Source organism: Acidobacterium sp. FHG110202_01 (assembly GCF_059115305.1).
Genome location: NZ_JBZYWJ010000009.1, coordinates 35019 through 56672 on the forward strand (window position 1 = coordinate 35019; position 21654 = coordinate 56672).

18 protein-coding genes are annotated in these 21654 nt (G+C 53.5%); 8 read left to right on the forward strand and 10 right to left on the reverse strand.

Annotation, left to right across the window (positions count from 1 at the left end):
* The first annotated feature begins 159 nt into the window (after positions 1–159).
* The 3 genes from AC5S16_RS18095 to AC5S16_RS18105 all read left to right on the forward strand — a co-directional run bounded on the left by AC5S16_RS18095 (position 160) and on the right by AC5S16_RS18105 (position 5592).
* On the forward strand, positions 160–2619 hold the full coding sequence (locus AC5S16_RS18095; protein ID WP_493931511.1) for an ATP-dependent Clp protease ATP-binding subunit: 2460 nt from the start codon (positions 160–162) through the stop codon (positions 2617–2619).
* 114 nt (positions 2620–2733) lie between these two features.
* Entirely contained in the window at positions 2734–3396 is a 663-nt protein-coding gene (locus tag AC5S16_RS18100) for a class I SAM-dependent methyltransferase (RefSeq protein ID WP_493931512.1), read from the forward strand.
* Between the two features lie 174 nt (positions 3397–3570).
* Positions 3571–5592 carry a glycosyltransferase 87 family protein gene (locus AC5S16_RS18105; protein ID WP_493931513.1) on the forward strand — a complete coding sequence of 674 codons (2022 nt, stop codon included), beginning with the start codon at positions 3571–3573 and terminating at the stop codon, positions 5590–5592.
* A gap of 467 nt (positions 5593–6059) precedes the next feature.
* Here AC5S16_RS18105 and AC5S16_RS18110 read toward each other — a convergent pair whose 3' ends face one another.
* The gene (locus AC5S16_RS18110; protein WP_493931514.1) at positions 6060–7352 is read right to left on the reverse strand and encodes a hypothetical protein; all 1293 of its coding nucleotides are present in this window, start codon (positions 7350–7352) and stop codon (positions 6060–6062) included.
* A 239-nt stretch (positions 7353–7591) separates the two neighbouring features.
* On the opposite strand from AC5S16_RS18110, the gene AC5S16_RS18115 reads away from it, so the two are divergent.
* From AC5S16_RS18115 to AC5S16_RS18135, 5 genes are all read left to right on the forward strand, one after another.
* Positions 7592–9874, forward strand: coding sequence for a TonB-dependent receptor (locus AC5S16_RS18115; protein WP_493931515.1), 2283 nt, complete (start codon positions 7592–7594; stop codon positions 9872–9874).
* A gap of 8 nt (positions 9875–9882) precedes the next feature.
* Positions 9883–10452, forward strand: coding sequence for an outer membrane beta-barrel protein (locus AC5S16_RS18120; RefSeq protein WP_493931516.1), 570 nt, complete (start codon positions 9883–9885; stop codon positions 10450–10452).
* A gap of 73 nt (positions 10453–10525) precedes the next feature.
* Positions 10526–11785: a YdcF family protein gene (locus AC5S16_RS18125; protein WP_493931517.1), complete on the forward strand. Its 1260-nt coding sequence runs from the start codon at positions 10526–10528 to the stop codon at positions 11783–11785.
* A 240-nt stretch (positions 11786–12025) separates the two neighbouring features.
* On the forward strand, positions 12026–13657 hold the full coding sequence (locus AC5S16_RS18130) for a TIGR03118 family protein (protein WP_493931518.1): 1632 nt from the start codon (positions 12026–12028) through the stop codon (positions 13655–13657).
* 251 nt (positions 13658–13908) lie between these two features.
* Positions 13909–15126, forward strand: coding sequence for a TIGR03118 family protein (locus AC5S16_RS18135; protein WP_493931519.1), 1218 nt, complete (start codon positions 13909–13911; stop codon positions 15124–15126).
* A 160-nt stretch (positions 15127–15286) separates the two neighbouring features.
* On the opposite strand, the gene AC5S16_RS18140 is transcribed toward AC5S16_RS18135, so the two are convergent.
* The 9 genes from AC5S16_RS18140 to AC5S16_RS18180 all read right to left on the reverse strand — a co-directional run bounded on the left by AC5S16_RS18140 (position 15287) and on the right by AC5S16_RS18180 (position 21632).
* Positions 15287–15769, reverse strand: coding sequence for an FHA domain-containing protein (locus tag AC5S16_RS18140; protein ID WP_493931520.1), 483 nt, complete (start codon positions 15767–15769; stop codon positions 15287–15289).
* Positions 15770–15826: 57 nt separating this feature from the next.
* Complete coding sequence (locus AC5S16_RS18145; RefSeq protein WP_493931521.1) at positions 15827–16234, reverse strand: tetratricopeptide repeat protein; 408 nt, start codon at positions 16232–16234, stop codon at positions 15827–15829.
* 7 nt (positions 16235–16241) lie between these two features.
* Complete coding sequence (locus AC5S16_RS18150; protein ID WP_493931522.1) at positions 16242–16676, reverse strand: hypothetical protein; 435 nt, start codon at positions 16674–16676, stop codon at positions 16242–16244.
* Between the two features lie 9 nt (positions 16677–16685).
* On the reverse strand, positions 16686–16988 hold the full coding sequence (locus AC5S16_RS18155; RefSeq protein ID WP_493931523.1) for a hypothetical protein: 303 nt from the start codon (positions 16986–16988) through the stop codon (positions 16686–16688).
* Positions 16989–17012: 24 nt separating this feature from the next.
* The gene (sctV, locus tag AC5S16_RS18160; RefSeq protein WP_493931524.1) at positions 17013–19139 is read right to left on the reverse strand and encodes a type III secretion system export apparatus subunit SctV; all 2127 of its coding nucleotides are present in this window, start codon (positions 19137–19139) and stop codon (positions 17013–17015) included.
* A gap of 190 nt (positions 19140–19329) precedes the next feature.
* Complete coding sequence (locus AC5S16_RS18165; protein WP_493931525.1) at positions 19330–19683, reverse strand: hypothetical protein; 354 nt, start codon at positions 19681–19683, stop codon at positions 19330–19332.
* 74 nt (positions 19684–19757) lie between these two features.
* Positions 19758–20174, reverse strand: a complete 417-nt coding sequence (locus AC5S16_RS18170) for a tetratricopeptide repeat protein (protein ID WP_493931526.1) — start codon at positions 20172–20174, stop codon at positions 19758–19760.
* Positions 20171–20584 (reverse strand): hypothetical protein, encoded by a 414-nt coding sequence (locus AC5S16_RS18175; RefSeq protein WP_493931527.1) that lies wholly within the window; start codon positions 20582–20584, stop codon positions 20171–20173. Before AC5S16_RS18175 ends, AC5S16_RS18170 begins: the two co-directional genes overlap by 4 nt.
* On the reverse strand, positions 20571–21632 hold the full coding sequence (locus AC5S16_RS18180) for an EscU/YscU/HrcU family type III secretion system export apparatus switch protein (RefSeq protein ID WP_493931528.1): 1062 nt from the start codon (positions 21630–21632) through the stop codon (positions 20571–20573). Before AC5S16_RS18180 ends, AC5S16_RS18175 begins: the two co-directional genes overlap by 14 nt.
* Positions 21633–21654: the final 22 nt, after the last annotated feature.

The window sequence follows — 21654 nt, forward strand, 5'->3', positions numbered from 1 at the left end:
CGATAGCATCCTGACCAAAGGCCGTCTTCACTGGGCCAGTTTCAATGGTGAAAGCGGCGAGAAGGGCCGAAGGCCTTGCACCTTGCGAAGAAGTCTTCTTTAAGAAGGGCACCGATAACCGGACTTCGACAGGTTGCAATAAGCCTTCAAAGGGGAACTATGTTCGAACGTTATACAGAAAAAGCACGTCGCGTCATCTTTTTTGCACGATATGAGGCCAGCCAGTTCGGCTCCCCATATATTGAGACCGAGCACCTGCTGCTGGGCCTGTTGCGTGAGGATAAGGCGCTGACCAATCGCTTTCTCCGCTCGCACGCCTCCGTTGAATCCATTCGCAAGCAGATCGAGGGTCACACCACGATCCGCGAGAAAGTCTCCACATCCGTCGATCTCCCCTTGTCCAATGAGTGCAAGCGCGTGCTGGCCTACGCCGCTGAGGAGGCCGAGCGCCTCTCGCACAAGCACATCGGGACAGAACACCTTCTCCTCGGCCTTTTGCGCGAAGAAAAATGCTTCGCCGCCGAGATTCTCCACGAGCGCGGCCTCAAGCTCATCGCCATCCGCGAAGAGCTGGCGCGCGCCACGCAGGAAAAGGCTCCGGCCCAGCAGCGCAACCGCGAGTCGAGCCTGCTGGCCGAGTTCTCCCGCGACCTCACCCAGGCCGCCATGGACACGCAGCTCGATCCTCTCGTCGGCCGCGATGCGGAGCTTGAGCGCGTCGTGCAGATCCTCTGCCGCCGCACCAAGAACAACCCGGTGCTCATCGGCGAGCCCGGAGTGGGAAAGACTGCTATCGTCGAAGGCCTGGCGCAGCGCATCGCTGACGGCGATGTGCCCAGCTTCCTGGCTGACAAGCGCGTTCTCGCTCTCGACCTCTCGCTCATCGTCGCCGGAACCAAGTACCGCGGCCAGTTTGAAGAGCGCCTCAAGACCATCATGAAAGAGCTGATGGAAAACCAGAACTGCATCATCTTCATCGATGAGCTGCACACCCTGGTCGGCGCCGGCTCTGCCGAAGGCTCGCTCGACGCCGCCAACATCCTCAAGCCCGCTCTCTCGCGCGGCGAGATTCAGTGCATCGGCGCAACCACGCCCGCTGAATACCGCAAGTCCATCGAGAAAGACCGCTCGCTTGAGCGCCGCTTCCAGGCTGTGAAAGTCCCGCCGCCGAATGAGGAAGACGCGGTCAAGATCATCATGGGCATCAAGGACCGCTACGAGAAGTTCCACGCGGTCAGCTACACCGATGACTCGATCCAGTTCGCCGTCTCCCATTCGAACCGCTACATCCCCGACCGCTTCCTTCCCGACAAGGCCATCGACCTCATCGACGAAGCCGGCGCACGGGTCAAGCTGCGGCAGACTTCCCTGCCCGACGAAATCACCGAAGTCCACAAGCGCATCAAGTTCATCGTGCACCGTATGGACTCGGCCATCGCCAACCACGAATTCGAGAAGGCGCGCTTTTACTCTGACGAAGAGCGCAAGGAGCGCGAGAACCTGCGCGGCCTGCGTGACAAGTACCATCTCGATGACTCCGCCGCCGGCATCGTAGGCCGCGAAGATATCGAAGAGGTCGTCAGCCGCTGGACCGGCGTTCCCGTCACCTCCATCAAGGAAGAAGAGACGCAAAAGCTGTTGCGCGTTGAAGAAGAGCTGCACAAGCGCGTCATCTCGCAGGACAAGGCCATCTCGGCCCTGGCCCGCGCCATCCGTCGCTCGCGTGCCGGACTCAAATCACCGCATCGGCCGATTGGCTCCTTCCTCTTCCTCGGACCAACCGGAGTCGGCAAGACGGAAATGGCGCGCACCCTCGCCCAGTTCCTCTTCGGCTCGGAGAAGGCGCTGATCCGCTTCGATATGTCGGAGTTCATGGAAAAGCATTCCGTCTCGAAGCTGATCGGTTCACCTCCGGGATACGTCGGTTACGAGGAGGGCGGCCAACTCACCGAGCGCGTCAAGCGTTCGCCATACTCGGTCGTTCTGCTGGACGAGATCGAAAAGGCGCATCCGGATGTCTTCAATATCCTGCTGCAAGTCTTTGAAGACGGCCAGCTCACCGACGGTCTCGGCAATACGGTCGACTTCAAGAACACCATCATCATCATGACCTCGAACATCGGCGCGCGCCACCTGCAGCGCAAGCAGGGACTCGGCTTCCAGAGCGAGCGCGAAGAGTTGGTCGCCGAAAAGGTCGAAGAGCTTGTCCGCAACGAGGTCAAGCGCACCTTCAACCCCGAATTCCTGAACCGTCTGGACGAGCTCATCATCTTCCAGTCACTCTCGGACGCCGACCTGATCCAGATTCTCGAACTGCTGGTCCAGCAGCTCAACACAAACCTGGCGCAGAAGGCCATCACCATTTCCGTCCTCGAAGACGCCAAGAAGTGGATTCTCGAGAAGACGCTGGTCGACCGCACCTACGGAGCCCGCCCGTTGCGCCGCGCCCTGCAGCGTTACGTCGAAGACCCGCTTTCCGAGGCCCTCATCGCCGGACACATCACCGATCGCCCTGCCTTCCTCGAGGTCTACCTCGAAAACAACCAGCTCTTCTACCGCCCCGTCGGGAAGGAAGGCGAGCTCAACAAAACCGAAGGTGCGCTGCTCTACAGCAACTAGCCTGTGGCCCATTGCACCACCCAGCGCCCCCGCCCATAAGCGGGGGCTTGCTGTTTTCACTTTCCTTTTCATTTCATGTGATAATGCCGCCATTCCGATACAGGGAGCACCAACTTGCCTGAGCAATCAAAAACCATCGCTGACGATCCCTTCCACGGCCGGCGCCCAACCAGTCACGAACAGATGACGGGACAGCCCTGGGATGCGTCGTACCATCGCGACAGCCCTGCGCCCTGGGATATCGGCCACCCGCAGCCGGCAATCGCGCGTCTGGCATCCGCAGGGGGATTCGCCGGAACAGTGCTCGATGCGGGTTGCGGAACCGGAGAGCACGCTCTTCTCATTGCCTCGCAAGGATTACCTGTTCTGGGCATTGATGTGGCTGAGACGGCGTTGGTAATGGCCCGAAAGAAGGCCCACGACCGTGGAATCGAGGTTGAGTTCGCTGAAGCGGACGCCTTCCATTTGAATCGCTTAGGACGCAGGTTTGAAACGGTGCTCGACTGCGGCCTCTTCCACACCTTTAACGGCGACGAGCGGCCAGAATACGTGGCGAGCCTGGCATCGGTGGCCAAACACGATGGAACTCTGTATGTGCTGTGCTTCAGTGACGATGCTCCCGATACCGGCCCGCACCCTATCAGTCAGGAAGAATTGAGAGCGATGTTCAACCCCGGTACTGGCTGGAATATCACCGCTATCAAACCAGATCGGATTCAGACAACATTCCACGAAAACGGCGCACCGGCTTGGTTAGCGACCATCAAACGGATCTAGCCTGCAGTGAGTGCAATCCATATAAACCCAGGACATATGACATTTGCATGACAAATAGGTGACAACCGCTCCACGAGCGCACCGCTACGCTGGGGTGTGACTGCTCGGGCAAATCATCAGATTGTTTCTTTGTTGGAATATGCGGTTCTTTGTCTGTCTGCGTGGTTCTTCTGCATGCACACGCTGCCTCATACCTGGAAAACACTGAATACCGACTTTCCTAACTACTACACCGCGGCGCGACTCGCGCACGAGGGTTACGACACGTCGCGAATGTATGAGTGGACCTGGATTGAGCGCGAAAAGGACCACCGCGCTCTCGATGTCCCCGTGATTGGACTGCTGCCGATCACCCCGTTCTCAACCCTGGCTGTGTGGCCGCTCACAGGGCTTGCTCCGTTAACAGCCAAACACATATGGATCATTCTGAATCTTGCCTTCCTCGTTCCCATCGGCTGGATGCTGCAATCTATGACGGGACTGAGCTATCACCGCATTGCGTTGACAATGTTGCTCAGCCTGCCGCTGAAGACCAATCTGTTGTATGGCCAGTTCTACATCCTTCTACTGTTGCTGCTTACTGCAGCGTGCTTCAGCTATCTGCATAAATATCGTGTTCTGGCTGGCGCGCTGGTAGCGGTCGCGGCGGCATGCAAGGTCTTTCCAGCGCTCCTGTTTGTGTTCTTCCTGCAACGCAGGGATTGGCGCGCTCTCCTGTCCGGTGTAATTACCGGCCTTCTCGCTGTTTTCGTCTCTATCGCTGTTTTTGGCCCGAACGCGCACCTTACATGGCTGCACGAAATTCTGCCCTGGGTACTGCGCGGAGAAGGCCTCGGGACCTATGCGATAACACCCGCTTCCATCTCCGGCATCCTGCATTATCTCTTTCTCTCTGAGCCGCAATGGAATCCGCATCCCTGGCATTACTCTCCGCTCTGCTATGCATGGTTGGCCCCTTCGTTGCCAATGCTGGCGCTGGCGCCTGCTATTCTGCTCATTCGCAGGACTGACAACAGCGACAACCGGATCCTTCTGGAGTGGTCGGCATTGTTGACGTCGTCTCTTGCCATCTCAACCATCCCGGCTTCCTACAATTTCGTTCTTATGGTCTTCCCAGTCTGCGTGCTCGCGGCAATATTGCTGCAGCGCAAACAGTACGCATGGCTGGTGGTTCTGATCATTGCCTATCTTGGGATCGGGTTTCCCGTTTCCGCGCCAGGCAGACCATTGGGGCTTGCCGTCCTTCTGCATGTCCCTCGGCTTCTATGCATGATGGGAATGCTTCTTGGGATATACGTACTCTTGTGGCATGACAGTGCAGAAGACGATTCAGCCCGCGATTGGAGCCGCTATGCCTGGGCAGTAACAATGGCAATTTCCGCGGTCCTCAGCATAAGGTCCACTCTTCATGTTGAGCGTGCCATGCGAACGGAGTACCAATACCGCCTGCCCCTGCAGATGCAGGGCTATCTCAACTCAGACCCGCAGCCAGAGGCCGACGGTGTCCGTTACATCGCATTCTCTATCACCGGATACCATCTGATGACAGAAGGGAGCCAGGCAATCTCCGCCGATCCTGCTACAGATGCTCCGTACGACATTCTCTCTTTCACCAGCGGCTTCGGAAATATCCTGATCGAGAAGGCATCGAGCCCACGCTCGCAGATCGTGGATGTGAAGGACCCCTCGCACAGTGTCATCGACGACGCGCGCCAACCGATGCTTTCATCCGATGGCCGGGACCTCGCATTCATACGCGACAATCACGGCCGGGGACAGCTCATGCTCCGCAGAGCATTTCAGGAAACGGCGCTGACACCCCCTCAGTTGAACGTCTACGAAGGGTCGTTTCTTTCCCCAGAAGAGTATGCGTTTTCGGCTGTTGAGAACGGCCGTCCACCACAGATCTATTTGACGGACACAGCTCACACTAACTCACCGGTCACACTCGAAGCTTCGCGCTATCCGGCGCTCTCTCCCGATGGGAGATGGCTGGCCTACAGCCATCTGGATCATGGAGTATGGAACCTATGGATCCGCAAGCAGGCAAACGGCGCAATCCGCAGAATTGCCGATGTTCCATGCAATCAGGTTCAGCCTGCATGGGAAAGCGACTCAAAAACACTACTCTATGGCACAGACTGTGGCCGGAGCGTATGGTTCACCTCCGTTGCCCACCGGCAAGTAATTCCATGAATTCGTGCGAACAGCGCGCCAGGAGATCTCCCAATCTCGTGTCAAGCCCCCGACATCCGTCAAATCCATATAAACTACACAATCCAAAAGGCATACAAACCAAAGAAATTTGGCGTACTATTTCGCTGAATTTGCTATTCTGAAAATAGAGGAAGTATTCAGAAGCAAGCCCGCCAAAAGCGGGCTTTTTGCTTTGTATTTCTGAGCCCTGCGCCCTGAGCGCCGTTCCCTGTGGAAGGTAATACCCAAAACGGACCCCCCCGCTAAACATATGAAAACAATGGAGTAGTGCACAAGCAATAGAAGAATCAATAACATAGCGGGGGGTAATCCCCCCGTAAGTTATTGAAAACAAATAAAGCCACCTGCTACATAGGGGGAGGGGGGTACCCCTCTCAATCCGAAGAGTCTTCATGAACTTCTCAATGTTCGGGCACTCAGCGTTTCAAGGCGCTTCAGAATATCGGCTATGAATAAACGCGGGAGGCCACAATGTGGAAGGGCCCGGCGCTGCCATTCACGCTGTTCGATTCGATCAGCACTTCAAAATGCGGAAGCGAGCCGTCAGGCCTCTTGATCTGATTCAGAAAAGGAAGCAAAACAGCATCGTTGAAGAGGAAGTCGCTTGTCGCCTCAGTACCCTCGATGGAATTCCCCTCGGCGATCAGAATATTTCCGTGTCCGTCCAGATTTGGCAAGAAGGCCAGAACTCCAAGCGCCCGTTGTTTTGGATCAGATCCTGATACGGAATATTCCCCCGCCTCGCCTGCCTGAGGATGACGGTTCACAAAAGTATACATATGGTGCACATTATCGCTGACTCCTACAAAGTTCAGCTGCGGCTCATAAAGCTCGAGCCACGGATTTGCGCCGCGCGATCCGGAAAGAATGATGTTGCCCTGTTTCAGCCCATCCATCTGGATGTCTCGCGCATATTGCAATTCCAGTTTGCCGGTGTTTGCATAAGGCAGATGTTCAAGGTGCTGGAACATCGTCATATCGACAAATGAAGTGTAGCGCCGGTTGGCCACGCTCACCGCTTCCCGGGCTCTGTCCGGGGGAAGTCCCCGTGTCGCCTGGCTGAAGTCGCGGTTCAGATATTCTGCAAGAGTTGTGTCGCGCCCCGTCAGCCGATGCAGCATTACCAGGCCGCTGTCCGCAGCAATAAAAGTGGTCGTCTGCCGGGGTTGAAAAAAATGGCTCCACAATGGATGCGCAACAGTAGCCGCCGCCACACCTCGGTGTGAGCGGTAGAGCATCGTGAGCAAAGCAGCAAGCAGCCCGATCACTGCTAGTCCTAGCAAGACGCATACAAGGAAAAGCGGATTCTTTTGCTTTGCCGCCGTGGAAGAACCTTGTGTCTGCTGTGAAGAGATGAGCGCCGGTTCCGACTGGTCCTGCATTTGCCGCTCAAATCGGACGACATACTCCCCCTTGGGAACATGAATCCGGATCGGCGAAGCATTCTCCGCAGAATACTGATCGAGCTTCTGCCGCAGACGGACCATGTGGGAGCGAACAATCGTATCAACACTGGGATCAAAGCCCGTGCCGCGCTCAAAGACATTGCAGGCAATCGTGTGCTCTGTCAGCAGCTCAGGACGATCACAAAGCGTTTGCTCCGAGAGGTAAAGAAGCAGGCGCGACAGGCGGGGCGACCTGCAGAAATGCAGAGACTCAAGGACATGCTGAACCGCGATCTGGCGCTCGTCTTCAGCCAGACCCTGTGCACCTTGAGGGGGAGTGTCAGTCAACAGCATGACAAAGAATTGATTCGATTATGACTCGGCGCCGATTAAAATTTGATAAACACACTCTGCAGCCACCATCCCACATCTCATTTCTCTTCTGCTATTTACACCAGGATGAAACATTGTGACTTCACCTTGTAACGCCCTCCTGAAACTACTTCTGCACGCACTCACTACCTAGCTTTGTCTTAATCAATCTCGGCCCAGACAAAATTCTCGTCGCTTCATTTCACAATCAGGAGAATTCAGTGATTCGCAGATTCTATGTCCTGCTGTTCATCCTTTCCGCGTTCCCTCTCCCATTTCTTGGTCAGGCAAACGCCGTGGATGCAGCCGTAAACGGCTATGTCACCGACAGCACCAAGCGTGCCATCTCCGGGGCTCATATCACTCTGACCAATGTCGCCACCAGCATCTCGCAGGATGCGACGACCGACTCCAATGGCTACTACCGTTTTCCACTGGTGCCGGTCGGCACCTACCGCTTGGTCACGGTGGCTGAGGGATTCCAGAAGAGCACGCAACAGGGCATTGTGCTCAGCGTCGGGCAGGAGGCCCGCCTCGACACCTCATTGGAAATCGGCAGTACCGAACAGACCGTTCAGGTGGAAGCGGGCGCCGCTGTTCTCGATACCGGAACCTCAACCGTAGGAGCAGTCCTCGATCGCAAAGAGATCGAGAATCTCCCTATCGCCTCCCGTAATGTCTATAACTATCTGTTGCTTGCTCCCGGCGTCATCGGTATTCCCACCAGCACGTTCTCTACCACGCAGTTCACCTTCGGCGGAACCGAGCGCTCGCAGTGGAACCTCGACGGTCTTGATGATACGCAGCATGGCGGCAATCGCCAGATTCGTCTCATCATCGTGACGCCTGAAGCTGTAGCGCAGACCCAGACCTTGACCAATGGATACTCTGCCGAATTCGGACGCGCCGCCGGCGGCCAGATCAACGTCATCATGAAGTCCGGAACCAATGAATTCCACGGCTCGGCACTCGGTCAGTGGCGGCCCAGCGACCTGCAGGCGATTCCTACGCTCTCTACTATCCAACCCGACCGCAGCTGGAATGACGAAGCCTTTACCCTCGGCGGACCGATCATCAAGGACAAGCTCTTCTTCTTCGGGCAATTTGAAAACAACCCGTATACCCTTCCCCAGGCAATTACGATTACCCCCGCCAATGCAGCGGCCCTTGGTTTGCCCAGCGATGAGATCGGCAACGCGCCTTTCGGTGAAACTTATCGGACACTTGTAGGCAAGGTAGACTACACGCTTAACGCAAAGAACAGCGGTTATGTCCGCTTCGCCCGCTTCACCAATCATCAGCCTAACAATACCAGCGGGCTCACCATCATCGATCGTGGCTCCAGCTACATCGATCATCAGAATGGCGGAGGCGTCCAGCTCGCCACCGTAATCTCTGACAATCTTCTCAACGAGTTGCGATTTGGCGTCATCCAGCGCGATACGGGCAACTTCCCTGTCGTCAACAGCTCGCCTGCAGGAAGCGTCCTGATCAACATCAGCAGCGTTGCTAACATCGGGTTCAGCCCACTAACCACCACCACCGGCACTGAACGCAGCACCAGCGTGCTCGACAACCTCACATGGACTCGCGGACGTAATACCTGGAAGTTCGGCGGCGAATTTGACCACGAACTCTTCGCCAATCTCTCAGGAACAGCGCCGACATTCAGCTTCAGCGGACTCGCAGCACAGAATGGCCGCTCCGCCGTCAGCTCGCTCAACCAATATCTCAACACCATTGCCGGGGATATCGACCCCGCGACCGGCCAGCCTTATACCTATACATTTCTCACTTCCTACGGCGGCGATCCCTCCATCCGCATCGCCTTCAACTTCCTCAATTTCTTTGCACAGGATGAGATTCGCTTCACACCCAATCTCAGCATCAATGCCGGCATTCGTTATGAGGCTATTCTCTTCCCCACATTCGACCGCCTCGCACCCTATCCACTTTCGCGCAGCGTGCCGAATGACTATAGCGATGTTGCGCCGCGCTTCGGACTCACATGGTCTCCCGGCAACGACCGCAAGACCGTTGTGCATGCAGCCTATGGCATGTACTATGACGTTCCTGGCCTGAGTACCTTCTACAGCGCCGCTCAGGTGAACGGCCATCGTCTTCTGCAGTATCAGGTGGCAGGCAGCGCGCCAGGAGCGCCCGTCTTCCCCAACGTGCCTCAATTCAGTGGTGGAACGTTCCTGGTCGCGCCTAACATCACCGCTTTTGATCCTGGCTTTCACAATGCCTACCAGCATCAGGCCAACTTGCAGGTACAGCGCGAGCTACCCGATAACTTCCAGCTCACTGTCGGCTACCAGTTTGCCGCTCTGCGCCACGGTCTCTACTACACCGATACCAATCTGACGCCAACCGGCAATGCACTGGCTGATGGCAGACCGGTTTTCGCCGGAACCGCCAAGCGCCCCAATTCGACCTTCGGAGCCATCAATCTACTTCGCTCCGGTGCAACAACAAACTTCAACGGCGGCTTCTCACCCTAGAGAAGCGCATGTCCAACGGCCTTGAATTCACAGTGAACTATATGTATTCTCACGCTCTGGCCGACAACATCGGAGAAGGCGGCAGCGTCAGTGATCCAACTAATATCCACCGTGACTACGGCAATGCCGACAACAACGCTACACACAACCTCGTCATCCAGGGACTCTATCAACCGACGTTCCACTCCCCTTCTCTGCATTGGCTCAATGGATTTGAGTTCTCTTCGATGACCTTCATGAACTCCGGCTACCCGATCAACCCAATTGCTGGCACTGACCTGAACAACGATGGAGTGGTCAACGACCGACCTCTCTTCGTCGGCCGCAACAGCCTGAATGGCTCTGGACTTTCACAAGAAGATGTGCAGTTCAAGCGGTACTTCAATATTGGAGACCGTGTGCACATTGCCGCCTTTATTGAGGCAGAAAATCTGCTGAATACCAACAACCTCAACTGCAACACCACCAGCGGATGCACCGGCACCGTCATCAACACCGTCAACTCCAACGACTTCCTCCGCGAAACCGCAGCACGCACCTCACGCAACGTGCAGACCGGTCTGAGCGTAAAGTTCTAATTTGCAGCATGGAGGCCGGCATCGTCAGCACCGGCTTCCGTGTAATTTCAGTTGTCAGGAGGAATGCGTATTTATGCAGTTACATCTTATGCCGCGATTGTTTTTTGCAGCGGTCATTCTTACTTTGCCACATTGCTCGAATGCCCAGGTCGTTGCAAAGCCTTTGCCTCTACACGATGCTGTGCAGGACAAGAATTTCTACCTCCTCTCTGCCATTCAGTCTGATCCAACAGTCCGTACAGCGCTGACAACTGACAAGGAACTTAGCCAGATAACTGCGGAACGACAGGGTTTTCTCGCGCAATCTCTGAAAACATGCAAAGGCAATGCCGTTTGCACCGTGCGAGGACTTCTCTGGACTGACGAAGAAATCCGCATCGTGTCCTTCGCGCTGTCCCGCCTCTACCATGACAATGCATCCCTGCGTGAGATGGTCGATAAGGAGCTTCTCTCCAGTGGCGCCTATGTGCTCTATGAGAAGCAAAGCGGAGATGCATTGCTCGTCAATGCATGGGAAATCTGCGCTCGCGGCATCAACAATATTCTCTCTGTCTATGGACAGGGCGCGGCCCCGCGTTATCCGTTGATCGACTCCATTTCCTTCGATGTGAACTCCACTGACTTTCAGCAGCACATCACCACACTGGCTACTCAGATATCCACCGAGGCAGCTCCAACTCAACTTTTCTTCGGGCCCTCGCTGAAAGCCGCTCTGCAGTTGCTCGCACTCAATCATCGCGATGAGGCAGGCAGGCATGAGCCAATGGAATCGGGAGCCAATGCCGCCGCTGTGAAAGCGATCTTCTCTGTTCAGTGGAGCAGGTATCCATATTCAGTAATCATCGTTCCCGGCGCCGGACCATCCGATCCGAATACTGCGCTTTCTGAAGCCGGCCGCAAACGCACTGCAGCTGCAGCCGACGCCTATCATGCAGGCAAAGCGCCGTTCATCCTCGTCTCCGGGGGCTACGTGCACCCTTCACAGACACGTTTTTCTGAAGCCATGGAGATGAAGAAAGCCCTGCTGCAGGACTACAACGTGCCCGAATCCGCCATCATCGTCGATCCGCACGCGCGTCACACCACAACCAATATCCGTAACGCTGTGCGCGAAATTTACCGCTACAAGATGCCGATGGACAAGCCTGAACTGGTCATTAGCGACACAGCGCAGATCGGGGCCATCGCAAGCCAGGCTTTTGCCTGGCGCTGCCTCAAGGAGATGGGCTATCTCCCTTACCAGATCGTCAACCAGCCATCAGAGAACAGTGTCGCTATTCTCCCAAAAGTTGAATCACTGCAACAGGACCCTCTCGACCCCCTCGACCCATGACCTGCGCACTCTCCAAGCTGATAATTTACTGTACTCAATACTGCGTTACATCACTCGCGTGATCGCGATTGGCAGTTGTCTTTTTTCTGTCACTGAACATGGCTCCTCACTGACAAGGAATAAAAGAACGCTAGTTGTGTTTCTAGAGCGGATAACTAAGTACGGTTAGTTTCAAGAGAACGATAATTCATCCTCTACTGATCACTTAGTGCCCCTAGATTCTTTTCTTTGGAGCCACTCATGACTCACGACCCACTGAAGACCATTAGCAATTGCGTTCAGAAGTTTATTTGCAACTTCGACTTAGGCGAATATGCAAAGAATGCCTGCCTCAGCCTCGTAATTCCGGTGACAGCACTTTTCTCACTTGCTTCTTCCGCTCAAACAAGCTCTTATGTGCAGACCAACATTGTTTCTGATGGCTCTGTTCCGGCCATGAAGACAGATCCCAACCTTCTGAATCCATGGGGCATCGCTATCGGCAAGGCTTTCTGGATTGACTCTCCCGGAAGCGGGTTCTCGCTCATTGATGATGCACAAGGCAATCAGCAATTTACCGTCGCAGTGCCGCCCGCGGCATCGACATCACCTCATGGACAGCCGACCGGTGTTGCATTCAATAGCGACACAACCAACTTCATGCTTCCAGTCAATGGCCAGTCAGCGCAGTTCATTTTCGCCACACTGGATGGCACGGTGGCTGCATGGAATTCTGCACTTACGGCAGCTGTAACAGTAGCCAACAACTCTGCGGCGAAGGCCGCTTACACCGGCATCGCCATCGATGTGAACCAGACTGGTTCATTCCTTTTGCTTGCCAACCAGGCCAGCGGCGCGATCGATGTATTTGACGGCAAGTTTGCTCCCGCGCAGCTTCCTGGAAATTTCTCTGACTCAACTCTGCCGGCGAATTTTCATGCATTCTCGGTTCACATCATCAACAATCAGGTTTATGTCGGCTATACAGAGATCGATCCGACTACAGGAAAGCGCGTAACAGGCGCCGGCCTGGGCTTTGTAAACATCTTCGACTTGAATGGCAATTTTGTGAAGCGCGCCATCAGCCAGGGCAATTTGAATGCTCCTTGGGGCATCGTGCTTGCACCGGCCGGCTTCGGCAGCTATGGTGGCGATCTTCTGGTAGGCAATTTCGGAGATGGAGTTATCAATGTATTCGATCCCAACAGCTTCGCGCTACTTGGCCAATTGCAGGATGCCCAGGGAAATGTATTGGTCAACAGCGGACTGTGGGATATGGTATTTGGCGCCAAGAATGTCGGCGATCCGAATACCTTATTCTTTGCTGCAGGCGTGAATGCAACCAAAGGCGGACTCTTCGGTACCATTGCTGCCGCTGCACCGCCAGCAGGTAATCCTGACTTTGCCGTACAGTCCACCACCACGACGTTGACGGTACAGAACGGTCAGAGTGGCAACTTCAATATTTCACTTACCGGCTCAAATGGCTTCAGTGGCGCTGTTGCTCTTTCCTGCTCGGGACTTCCGAATGGCGATAGCTGCTCCTTTAACCCCGCCAGCATCAACCTCTCCGGAACTTCGGCAACTACTGTAGCAGTTACGGTCACTACGGCAAAGGCGGTAGCCTCGTCATATGCATTGGGTATGGCTCTGGCCTTTGTTTGCCCGCTAGGACTATTTGCCTTGATGGGCACGCGACGCCCTCCGGTTATATTAGGAGCGTTGGCTGTAGCAGCGGTAGCGCTGATTCCGTTCGGCATGATGGGCTGCTCTTCTTCCAGCCATGATCAGAGCAATCCTCCACCAACCGCGCCTGTAACCACACAGGTGATGGTCAATGCGACATCCGGCAACATTTCACACAGTATTCCTGTTGCTCTTACTGTTAATTAGTCAACCAGTTTTTTGAAACGGAGCGGGTTTCCTCTGCTGACCTGCTCCGTATTTTTTGCTCTGAATTTCAGTACCCTCAATACTCAGTTAAGTTTCTACGGAATAACCTCACAGCCTCATTGTTCTAACGTCGGGAAATTCGCGGATGTCGTATGCGCGAGGCCTGACTGTCTCTATTGGCAGTTATCTGTCATGTCTTTTCAGTCTCAGGCACGACAACAATGAGAACCCTAACATGCCCAGGAGGCTACATGAAGGCGTTTCTGCGTCTTGCCGTGTGCAGTGCAATATCATTTTCTGCAGGTGCTGTTTCCTTTGGACAGCACTATACTCAAACCAACCTAGTTTCCAATACATCTGGAGTGGCTCTCGTCACCGATCCACTGCTGGCCAATCCCTGGGGTCTGTCCCGCGGATCGGGCAGCGCATGGTGGGTATCTGACAGCCTGACCGGAGTCGCCACGCTGTACAACGGTCCAGGAACAAAACAGTCATTGACGGTTACTATTCCGCCTGCTGATCCTTCGAATAAGCAGACCTCATCTGGAACTCCTACAGGCACCATCTTCAACAGCAGCTCAACTGATTTTCTATTAGCGCCGAACACGCCAGCCACTTTTCTGTTTTCAACCATTGATGGTTCCATTGCTGGATGGAACGCGAATGTGGCTCTGGCTCAGGGCACACAGCCGCCCTCTACTCATGCAGTGACGGTAGTGAAAACCACTGATGGTTCAAGTTATACCGGTCTGACCAGCGCATTTATCGACGGCAAACGCTATCTCTATGCTGCTAATTTCACAAAGGGCCGTGTAGATGTTTTTGACAATGCATTTCATCGCATGAAGCTGCACAGAAATCACGATGACTACCGCGACGATTATGGCTTCGATGACGATCGCTTCCATGATGGTGACAGACCTTTTGTTGATGAGCATCTGCCACACGACTATGTCCCTTTTAACGTACAGACCATTGGCAACGATATTGTCATCACCTATGCGCTCCACCAGGAAGGACAACCCTTTGAAACTGATGGTCCCGGCTTTGGCTACGTGGACATTTACTCTTCCAGCGGCAAGTTACTACGTCGTCTTGAGCATGGCGACTGGCTGAATGCTCCTTGGGGTGTGGCGCTGGCTCCGCTGGACTTCGGACGATTCAGCCATCATCTTCTGATCGCGCAATTTGCCGGAGGCGGCAACTCTGAATCAAGCGGCTTCATTGCGGCCTATAATCTGGCCACTGGCAAGTTTGATGGCCTACTGGAAGATGCGAATGGAAAGCCGGTTTCCATCAATGGAATCTGGGCTATCAGTCCAGGCAATGTAAGCCCATCCAACAGTGATCCGAAGGCTACCCCTGCAGCCCAGATATACTTCACTGCTGGGCCCAACAAAGGACAAGGTGGATTGTTTGGTTATCTGACTGCAATTTCTACAGATCTGATAGAAGGCAATGCACAATAAGCTGAACTATAACCTGATAAATAGCCCCATCTCAAGATAACCGGGATGGGGTTATTTAACTTAATAATGGCCCCGCAAACGCGCAAAGGATACAGCAGCAGGGTGGGTATCCCTACTCCGTTCCCGGCATGATCAGGGCAAATGTAGCGAGTTGCCGCAATCAGCGATTCAGAAAAAATGAGATGAGCGCAAAGCTGGCCGCTGCAAAAAACAAAAGGGCTACTTCCCGCGGTTCAAGGATATGCAACGCTGCGTTTAATGGCTTCTTCCAGCTTGGCTCTGGTTTGTTTGACGTGACGGTCTCCAAAGCTTCAGGTACTAGCTTTTGCGGGGCCTCCAGGCTTTGAGCTGTCACTAGCATTTCGTAGCCAGGAATTTCGACTATATCTCCAGATTTTACCCGGGCAGACTTCTGTTCCTTCAGCAGAGCTCCGTTCAACCACGTCCCATTGCTGCTAAGGTCTTCAATGGTCAGCCCGCCATCTATCACTGCGAGCGAAAAATGATGACGGGAAAGTCTATCTCCTTCCAGGAGAACCGGGCTTCCTAGATAGCGGCCAACAGTAATTTTTTCTTCGATGGCCAGATCATAATTGCTGGACTCATTCAAAGCTTTATTTGTAACAGCGAGCCTGACCTGCATATGGAGCCTTTCCGATAAATACATGATTTACGGCAGTCAGCATACTCGATTACACCGCTACTTCTTCTGTGTGAGTAAGGATGCCATCTTTAAAAGATCTTTTGCCAGAGCAGCGGCTGGACCATTTGGACTGATGTCTATTGTCTTCTGAATGCTCTTGCGAGCGCTGGCTATATTCTTTTGCCGGAGTTGTATCTCGGCAAGCTGCGCATATGCTGCAGCACTTGCGCGGTTCAGCTGAAGAGCTCTGCGGCAGTGTGCTTCGGCTTCATCTAACTTTCCTTCATCCATGCACAAGCCTGCGAGGCCCAAATCCGATGCTTCCTCTGCCGGCAGAAGCGCCCGCACACCAAGAAAGATGTCGCGGGCTTCGCGAAATCGTCCAGCGTATCTATAAACACATGCAGCTTCGAGCATCAGCTTCGCTTCATCTGGAGACGGCCACAATCCCTTATCTTTAAGCATGGTTTTATCAACTGCCTATATTCTGGATTACCGACATGAGGGTTGAATGTTTTGATTTCTCAAGATTTGAGGCAAGTTCGACCGCCTGCTGCTGATCATTCGCCTGCTTGGCTATCGCCAGAAGCTGCTGACTATCAGCAAAGTTCTGAGCATTGGCAGCCATGGCGGAAGCCGCAAGATTCTGCTGAAAAGCTGAATCTCCTCCGAAGAGATTGCCCAGAGAACCCAACCCCGGGGCAGATGCGCTTCCGCCTATGAGTCCTCCTAAAGCGCCTCCAAGTCCAGGAGCAAGAAAATTTCCCGCTATTCCTGCGACACCTCCTAGGATTCTTCTGAAGATGCCCGGTTGATGTGGCGTCTGTATCTGCTGTAATTGAGGCTGTTCCACAGGGCCAATGCCACCGAAGAATGCGCCACCATTTGGGTTCAGGAATTGACTCATAGTAATCAGTTATCGGGGAGCTGCCGCTTTTGTTGTTTCTTTTCTTAGTAAGTGCTGCCTACGCTCCTCCAGCTCTTGCAACAATGCGCTTGTGCGTGCATAACCCTCAGAGATCAGCCGGGCCCGGATTCGATCTGCTGCTATACCGCTTGCTGAACGCCCCTGATACTCCTTTTGTTTCTCCGTCAAATAGGCAATTGCCTCTGAGGGGGATGGATCGAAAACCGCTGCCAGTGATGGAAATGTCATCCAATCAGGAAGAGCGCTGGCAACTGCTTCCTGTGCCTGATTCGAGTTGTTTTCTTTTGTCATGTTTATTTCACCCGGTAGATCAGATTAAGTAATAGCTAACTGCTCCTCCTGCTGCTCCGGGGGAGGGCTTAAAGAGATCATTCCGATCGGCTCCACGGCGATTTCAGAAGCGAGCTCGCCATAGCTGAGGGCATAGAGTTGGGGAAAACTCTCGCCCAGCGCAGCTCTCATGAAACGCCGTATCGAGCCATCGACTACCAACACAGGGTTCTGCGTGCGCGAAGGCACATCCCCGATCTGGGCTCGAACCGCTTCCACCAACTGATCGCTTTGATCCTGATCCATTGCAAGAAATGCTCCCGACGGGCCCTCACGAATAGAGTCGCGGATCATATCTTCAAGCGAGGGGTCCAGCTGGTAGACAAGCAGTCGCGGTTTGCCACCGCTTACGCTGAAACAAATGCGTCTTTTCAGAGCCTGTCGCGCGTGTTCGACCAGCGCCGATGTATCGCTGATACCCGTACGCATCCATTCGCTGATAGCCTGTAGAATCGACTTCAGATCCTTGATTGACACCTGTTCGCGAAGAAGCTGCTGGAGTACCTCGGTGAGCTGTTGCAACGAGATCATCTTAGGCACAATTTCGTCCACCAGTGCTGGATAAAACTTGCGGACCTCATTGACCATCCACTGCACTTCCTGCATGGTGATAAAATCCATGGCGTGTGAACGTAGGAATGCTGAAATATGGAGAAGAAGAATCTCGTCAGAGTTCCAGACCCTGGTCTCCAATGCAACTGCGCCTTCCATGTCCTTCCTATTGATCCAAGAGGCAGGCTTATGATCCGCAGGATTAGCTGTCGCTTCCGCATCTATGCCGTGGTCAATCAGAGTTTGCGCCGAAGCATTGACCAGAACACGGTCAGAACGGATACGTCCGCTGGTCACTGGTGTCTCGTTCAGCCAGAAGCGATAGTTATTACCTTCATCAAACGCAAGCCGGACCAAATCCACGCGTAAAGGCGGAAAGACAACACCCAGCTGGTTGTAAAGCAAGTTTCTCAACTTGACCAGCTTGTCAAAAAACTCCTTGCCTTCCTTGTTTTCCATAGAAACAAGAGGCGCCAAATCGCCGCCCACCTCGAAGATGAGAGGGAATGTTCTGACCAGCTCAGGATCTGCTGTTGGAGGCGGCACAACCTGAACTGCACTTTTCTGTTTCTGCGTTTGGGACTGAGCTTTGAGCTGTTTTGCCTTATAGAGGCCATAGGACACTCCGCCGGTCACAACGGTGAGAAGCAGGAACGCGAATTTAGGCATTCCCGGTATGAGCCCCATTATAAGAAGAATAGCTGCTGCTACGCCTATTGCTTTCGGCTGTGCAAGAATCTGGCCGGCAATGTCACTGCCGATATTGCTGTTCTCATCTTCAGAAGCTACGCGCGTTACCACCATACCAGCAGAAATAGAAATCAGGAGTGCCGGAATCTGCGCTACCAGACCATCGCCGATAGTCAAGATTGAGTAGGTTTGAACGGCTTCGCTTGCCGGCATACCGTTCATGGCAACGCCTATGATCAGGCCGCCTACAATATTGATTACTGTAATGATGATGCCGGCCATAGCATCACCTTTTACAAACTTCATGGCGCCATCCATTGCGCCGTAAAATTGCGACTCTTTTGCCAGTGCCTCACGCCGTTTGCGCGCTACTTTGAAATCAATGCTACCAGCGCGCAGATCTGCATCAATGCTCATCTGCTTGCCGGGCATTGCATCAAGAGTGAATCGGGCTGCCACCTCAGCTACACGCTCAGAGCCCTTAGTGATGACGATGAACTGTACCAGGGTGATGATGAGAAAAATGACCGCACCTACTACAAAATTTCCACCTACTACGAATTGACCAAATGCCTTGATGACTTCTCCGGCATCTGCCTGGAGCAGGATCAATCGCGTGGAGGATATCTCCAGGGCCAGACGATAGAGGGTAGTCAACAACAGAATTGTCGGATAGGAGGCAATCTGCGCACCATTCGACACATAAACAGACACCATCAGGATAGTAATGGCGATGGTGATATTAACGGTCAAAAAGATATCGAGCATGAATGTCGGCAAAGGCACAATCATGAGCCCGACTACAAGCGTTATACAGGCGACCAGGATAAGATCGCTGAACCGCGTTAGAACGGCATTGAAATTGCCCATTCTAATTTCTTGCTTAATGCTAGATATTTGTGTCGAAAGATTCGCCAGCATATGCTCACACTTAAGATTGCCAGTAACTGTACTCTGTGATGAACAATAGAATGCCTTGCTGCTTTATAGACAAAATAACTCGCCTGACTTGTGGCGACATTCATCAGGCGAGCTAAAGCACAACGATATTCCGCAGCAGTTACTGCGTTGAGATAGCGCCTAGAACAGCGTTGAATTCTGCCTCTCGCTGCTGTTCCTCTTTTGCGGCTAACGCAATCGCATCCTTTTGCGCATTGCCCTGATCCGTCGCCGCTTGCTGGGCTTCGTTAGCTGCAAAATTCTGGTTATTCGTCTGCACCTGCCCCGCTGCTGAATTAAGTTGGTTCTGAGCGCTCTGGGCAGACTGTCCCTGGGCTTGCCCCTGCGAAGCCAGCGTGCTTCCTTCTGCCTGCCCCTGAATCCCGGCAGATTGAGCTTGTTGCCCGGCTGTAGTAAGCTCATTCACCAAATTGCCGCCGAGCCCACCCAATACGCTACCTAAAATACCTCCCATACTTACCTCCTTTTACTACATTTGGTTTTAACGCTACTGAGACGTTATCGATTACCGGATAGGAAAGTTGCGTGTTAAATGTTCTGCTGGTTAAGATAGGCCGGCTGTGCATGCCTGGCCTTGAGGCGCATTTCCATTCGCTTTACTTGGCTCAAAGCCCCGAGTTGCCTCAGCCGCTCTAGATCCCGTCTGGCTTCAGAACTCAATCCAAGTTGCAGGTATCCTTCTGTCCTTCTCACAAAGGCGTTGATATGCTCTGGCATCATGTCGAGGACAATGGAAGCCTGACGAACTGCTTCTGTGGGATTTCCTAAAGAAAGGTGGAGCGCACTTATTGCGTCCCGATAGTACAGATTGTCGGGATACATCTCGATCAGGCCTTCGAATAGGACAAGAGATTCACTGAAGCGTCCTTCTGTGTGCAACAAGTATGCCCATTCACTTACCCGATAAGCTGAATGCTCGTTCCATCCTGCTGGCACTATGCTCACTGTCCACCGCCTTTTGATGCGAGTGAACGAATCCGGCGCGCTGCCTGGTCATAGCCAGCAAGCATCGACATCATGCGCTCAACTTTAGGAGAAGCCGCCGTGCCTTCACTGTTACGTTGAGCATCTGTTGCCAGGCGCAAGCGGGAATCCGCACTATTTGCAATTGTCCCGTTCGTATATGACATCGGCCGTGGTGGTGGATCGATCCGGTTGGGGCTCGGCAACATCTGATTGAGACCGAGCAGGTCCTGCCACCCAGTGGGCGATGGTATGTCCGTCAAAGGAGGCAGTTGGCTGTACGGCGCATCGCCATAATCCTCCTCGAAGCTTTCAGTATCTGCAATTGCAGTGGTTCCCTGCTCCACACCCGGGATGAGATAGCTTGTATTGAGTTCGTCAATTTTGTTCATTAGTAAGCCTGGAAGCGAGATTCAGAATTTCCGCGACAGTCTCATAGAGCTCTTCAGGGATCTCTTCCTCAAGTTCCAGCGTAAAAAGACTGCGCGCAAGGGTTATATTTCTGATCACCGGCACATTATGTTTTTTCGCGATTTCAATGATCTTCTTGGCCAGGAAGGTTTCGCCTTTCGCAACCACGCGCGGCGCATTCATGCGGTCTTCGTCATACTGTAAGGCCACCGCAATGTGCGTCGGGTTTACGACAACAGCTTTCGCCTTCGGCACCTTCTTGGCGGCGTTCTCCCGCATCAGCGCCATATATTCTGCCCTACGGTGGCTTTTCACATGCGGGTCGCCTTCCTGATTTTTGAACTCCTGTTTGATCTCCTCTTTCGACATCATCATATTTTTCATGAAGAGCCACTTTTGCAAAGCAAAATCGGCTGCTCCAAAGATCAGAAATACGCCGCCAACCTTAAACAGCAAATTGAAGAGCAGCTTTGGCCCGAAGACTGCAATCCGTGTCAAATCCAGACGGCTGGAAACAATAAGATCGCGTAGAGTGGATGAGAGAGTTGAGTATGCAATCCACAAAATGATGATGAATTTGAGTAGGTTCTTTACCAGCTCTAAATAAGTCTTTGGCTTGAAGAGAATATTTTGCAGTCCTGCCACGGGATTGAGCTTGTCGAACTTGGGCGACAGTACTTCGGGAGAAAAAATAAGTCCCTGGATCTGCGCGAAATTAACAGCAATTGCAGCAACTGCAAGCCCCATCAGTAACGGCAGTGAAAGCAGAAGAAACTTAGTCGACGCATTTCCTACACGAGCCAGGAGCGCGTTAGTATCCGCGCTTGCGGCCAACAGCTTCGGACTGAACGAATCAATCATGAATGCCTTCAGCTGATCGACAAGGGTGGCCCCGGTGAAGGACAGCACAGCGGCCGCAGTCAAAAAGAGCACAGACTGCGTAAGGTCAGAACTCTTGGCCACCTGGCCCTTCTTGCGCGCCTCACTGAGCTTTTTCGGTGTCGGTTTCTCTGTTTTATCGTCAGCCATCTACAGCCTGTACAAGTTATCG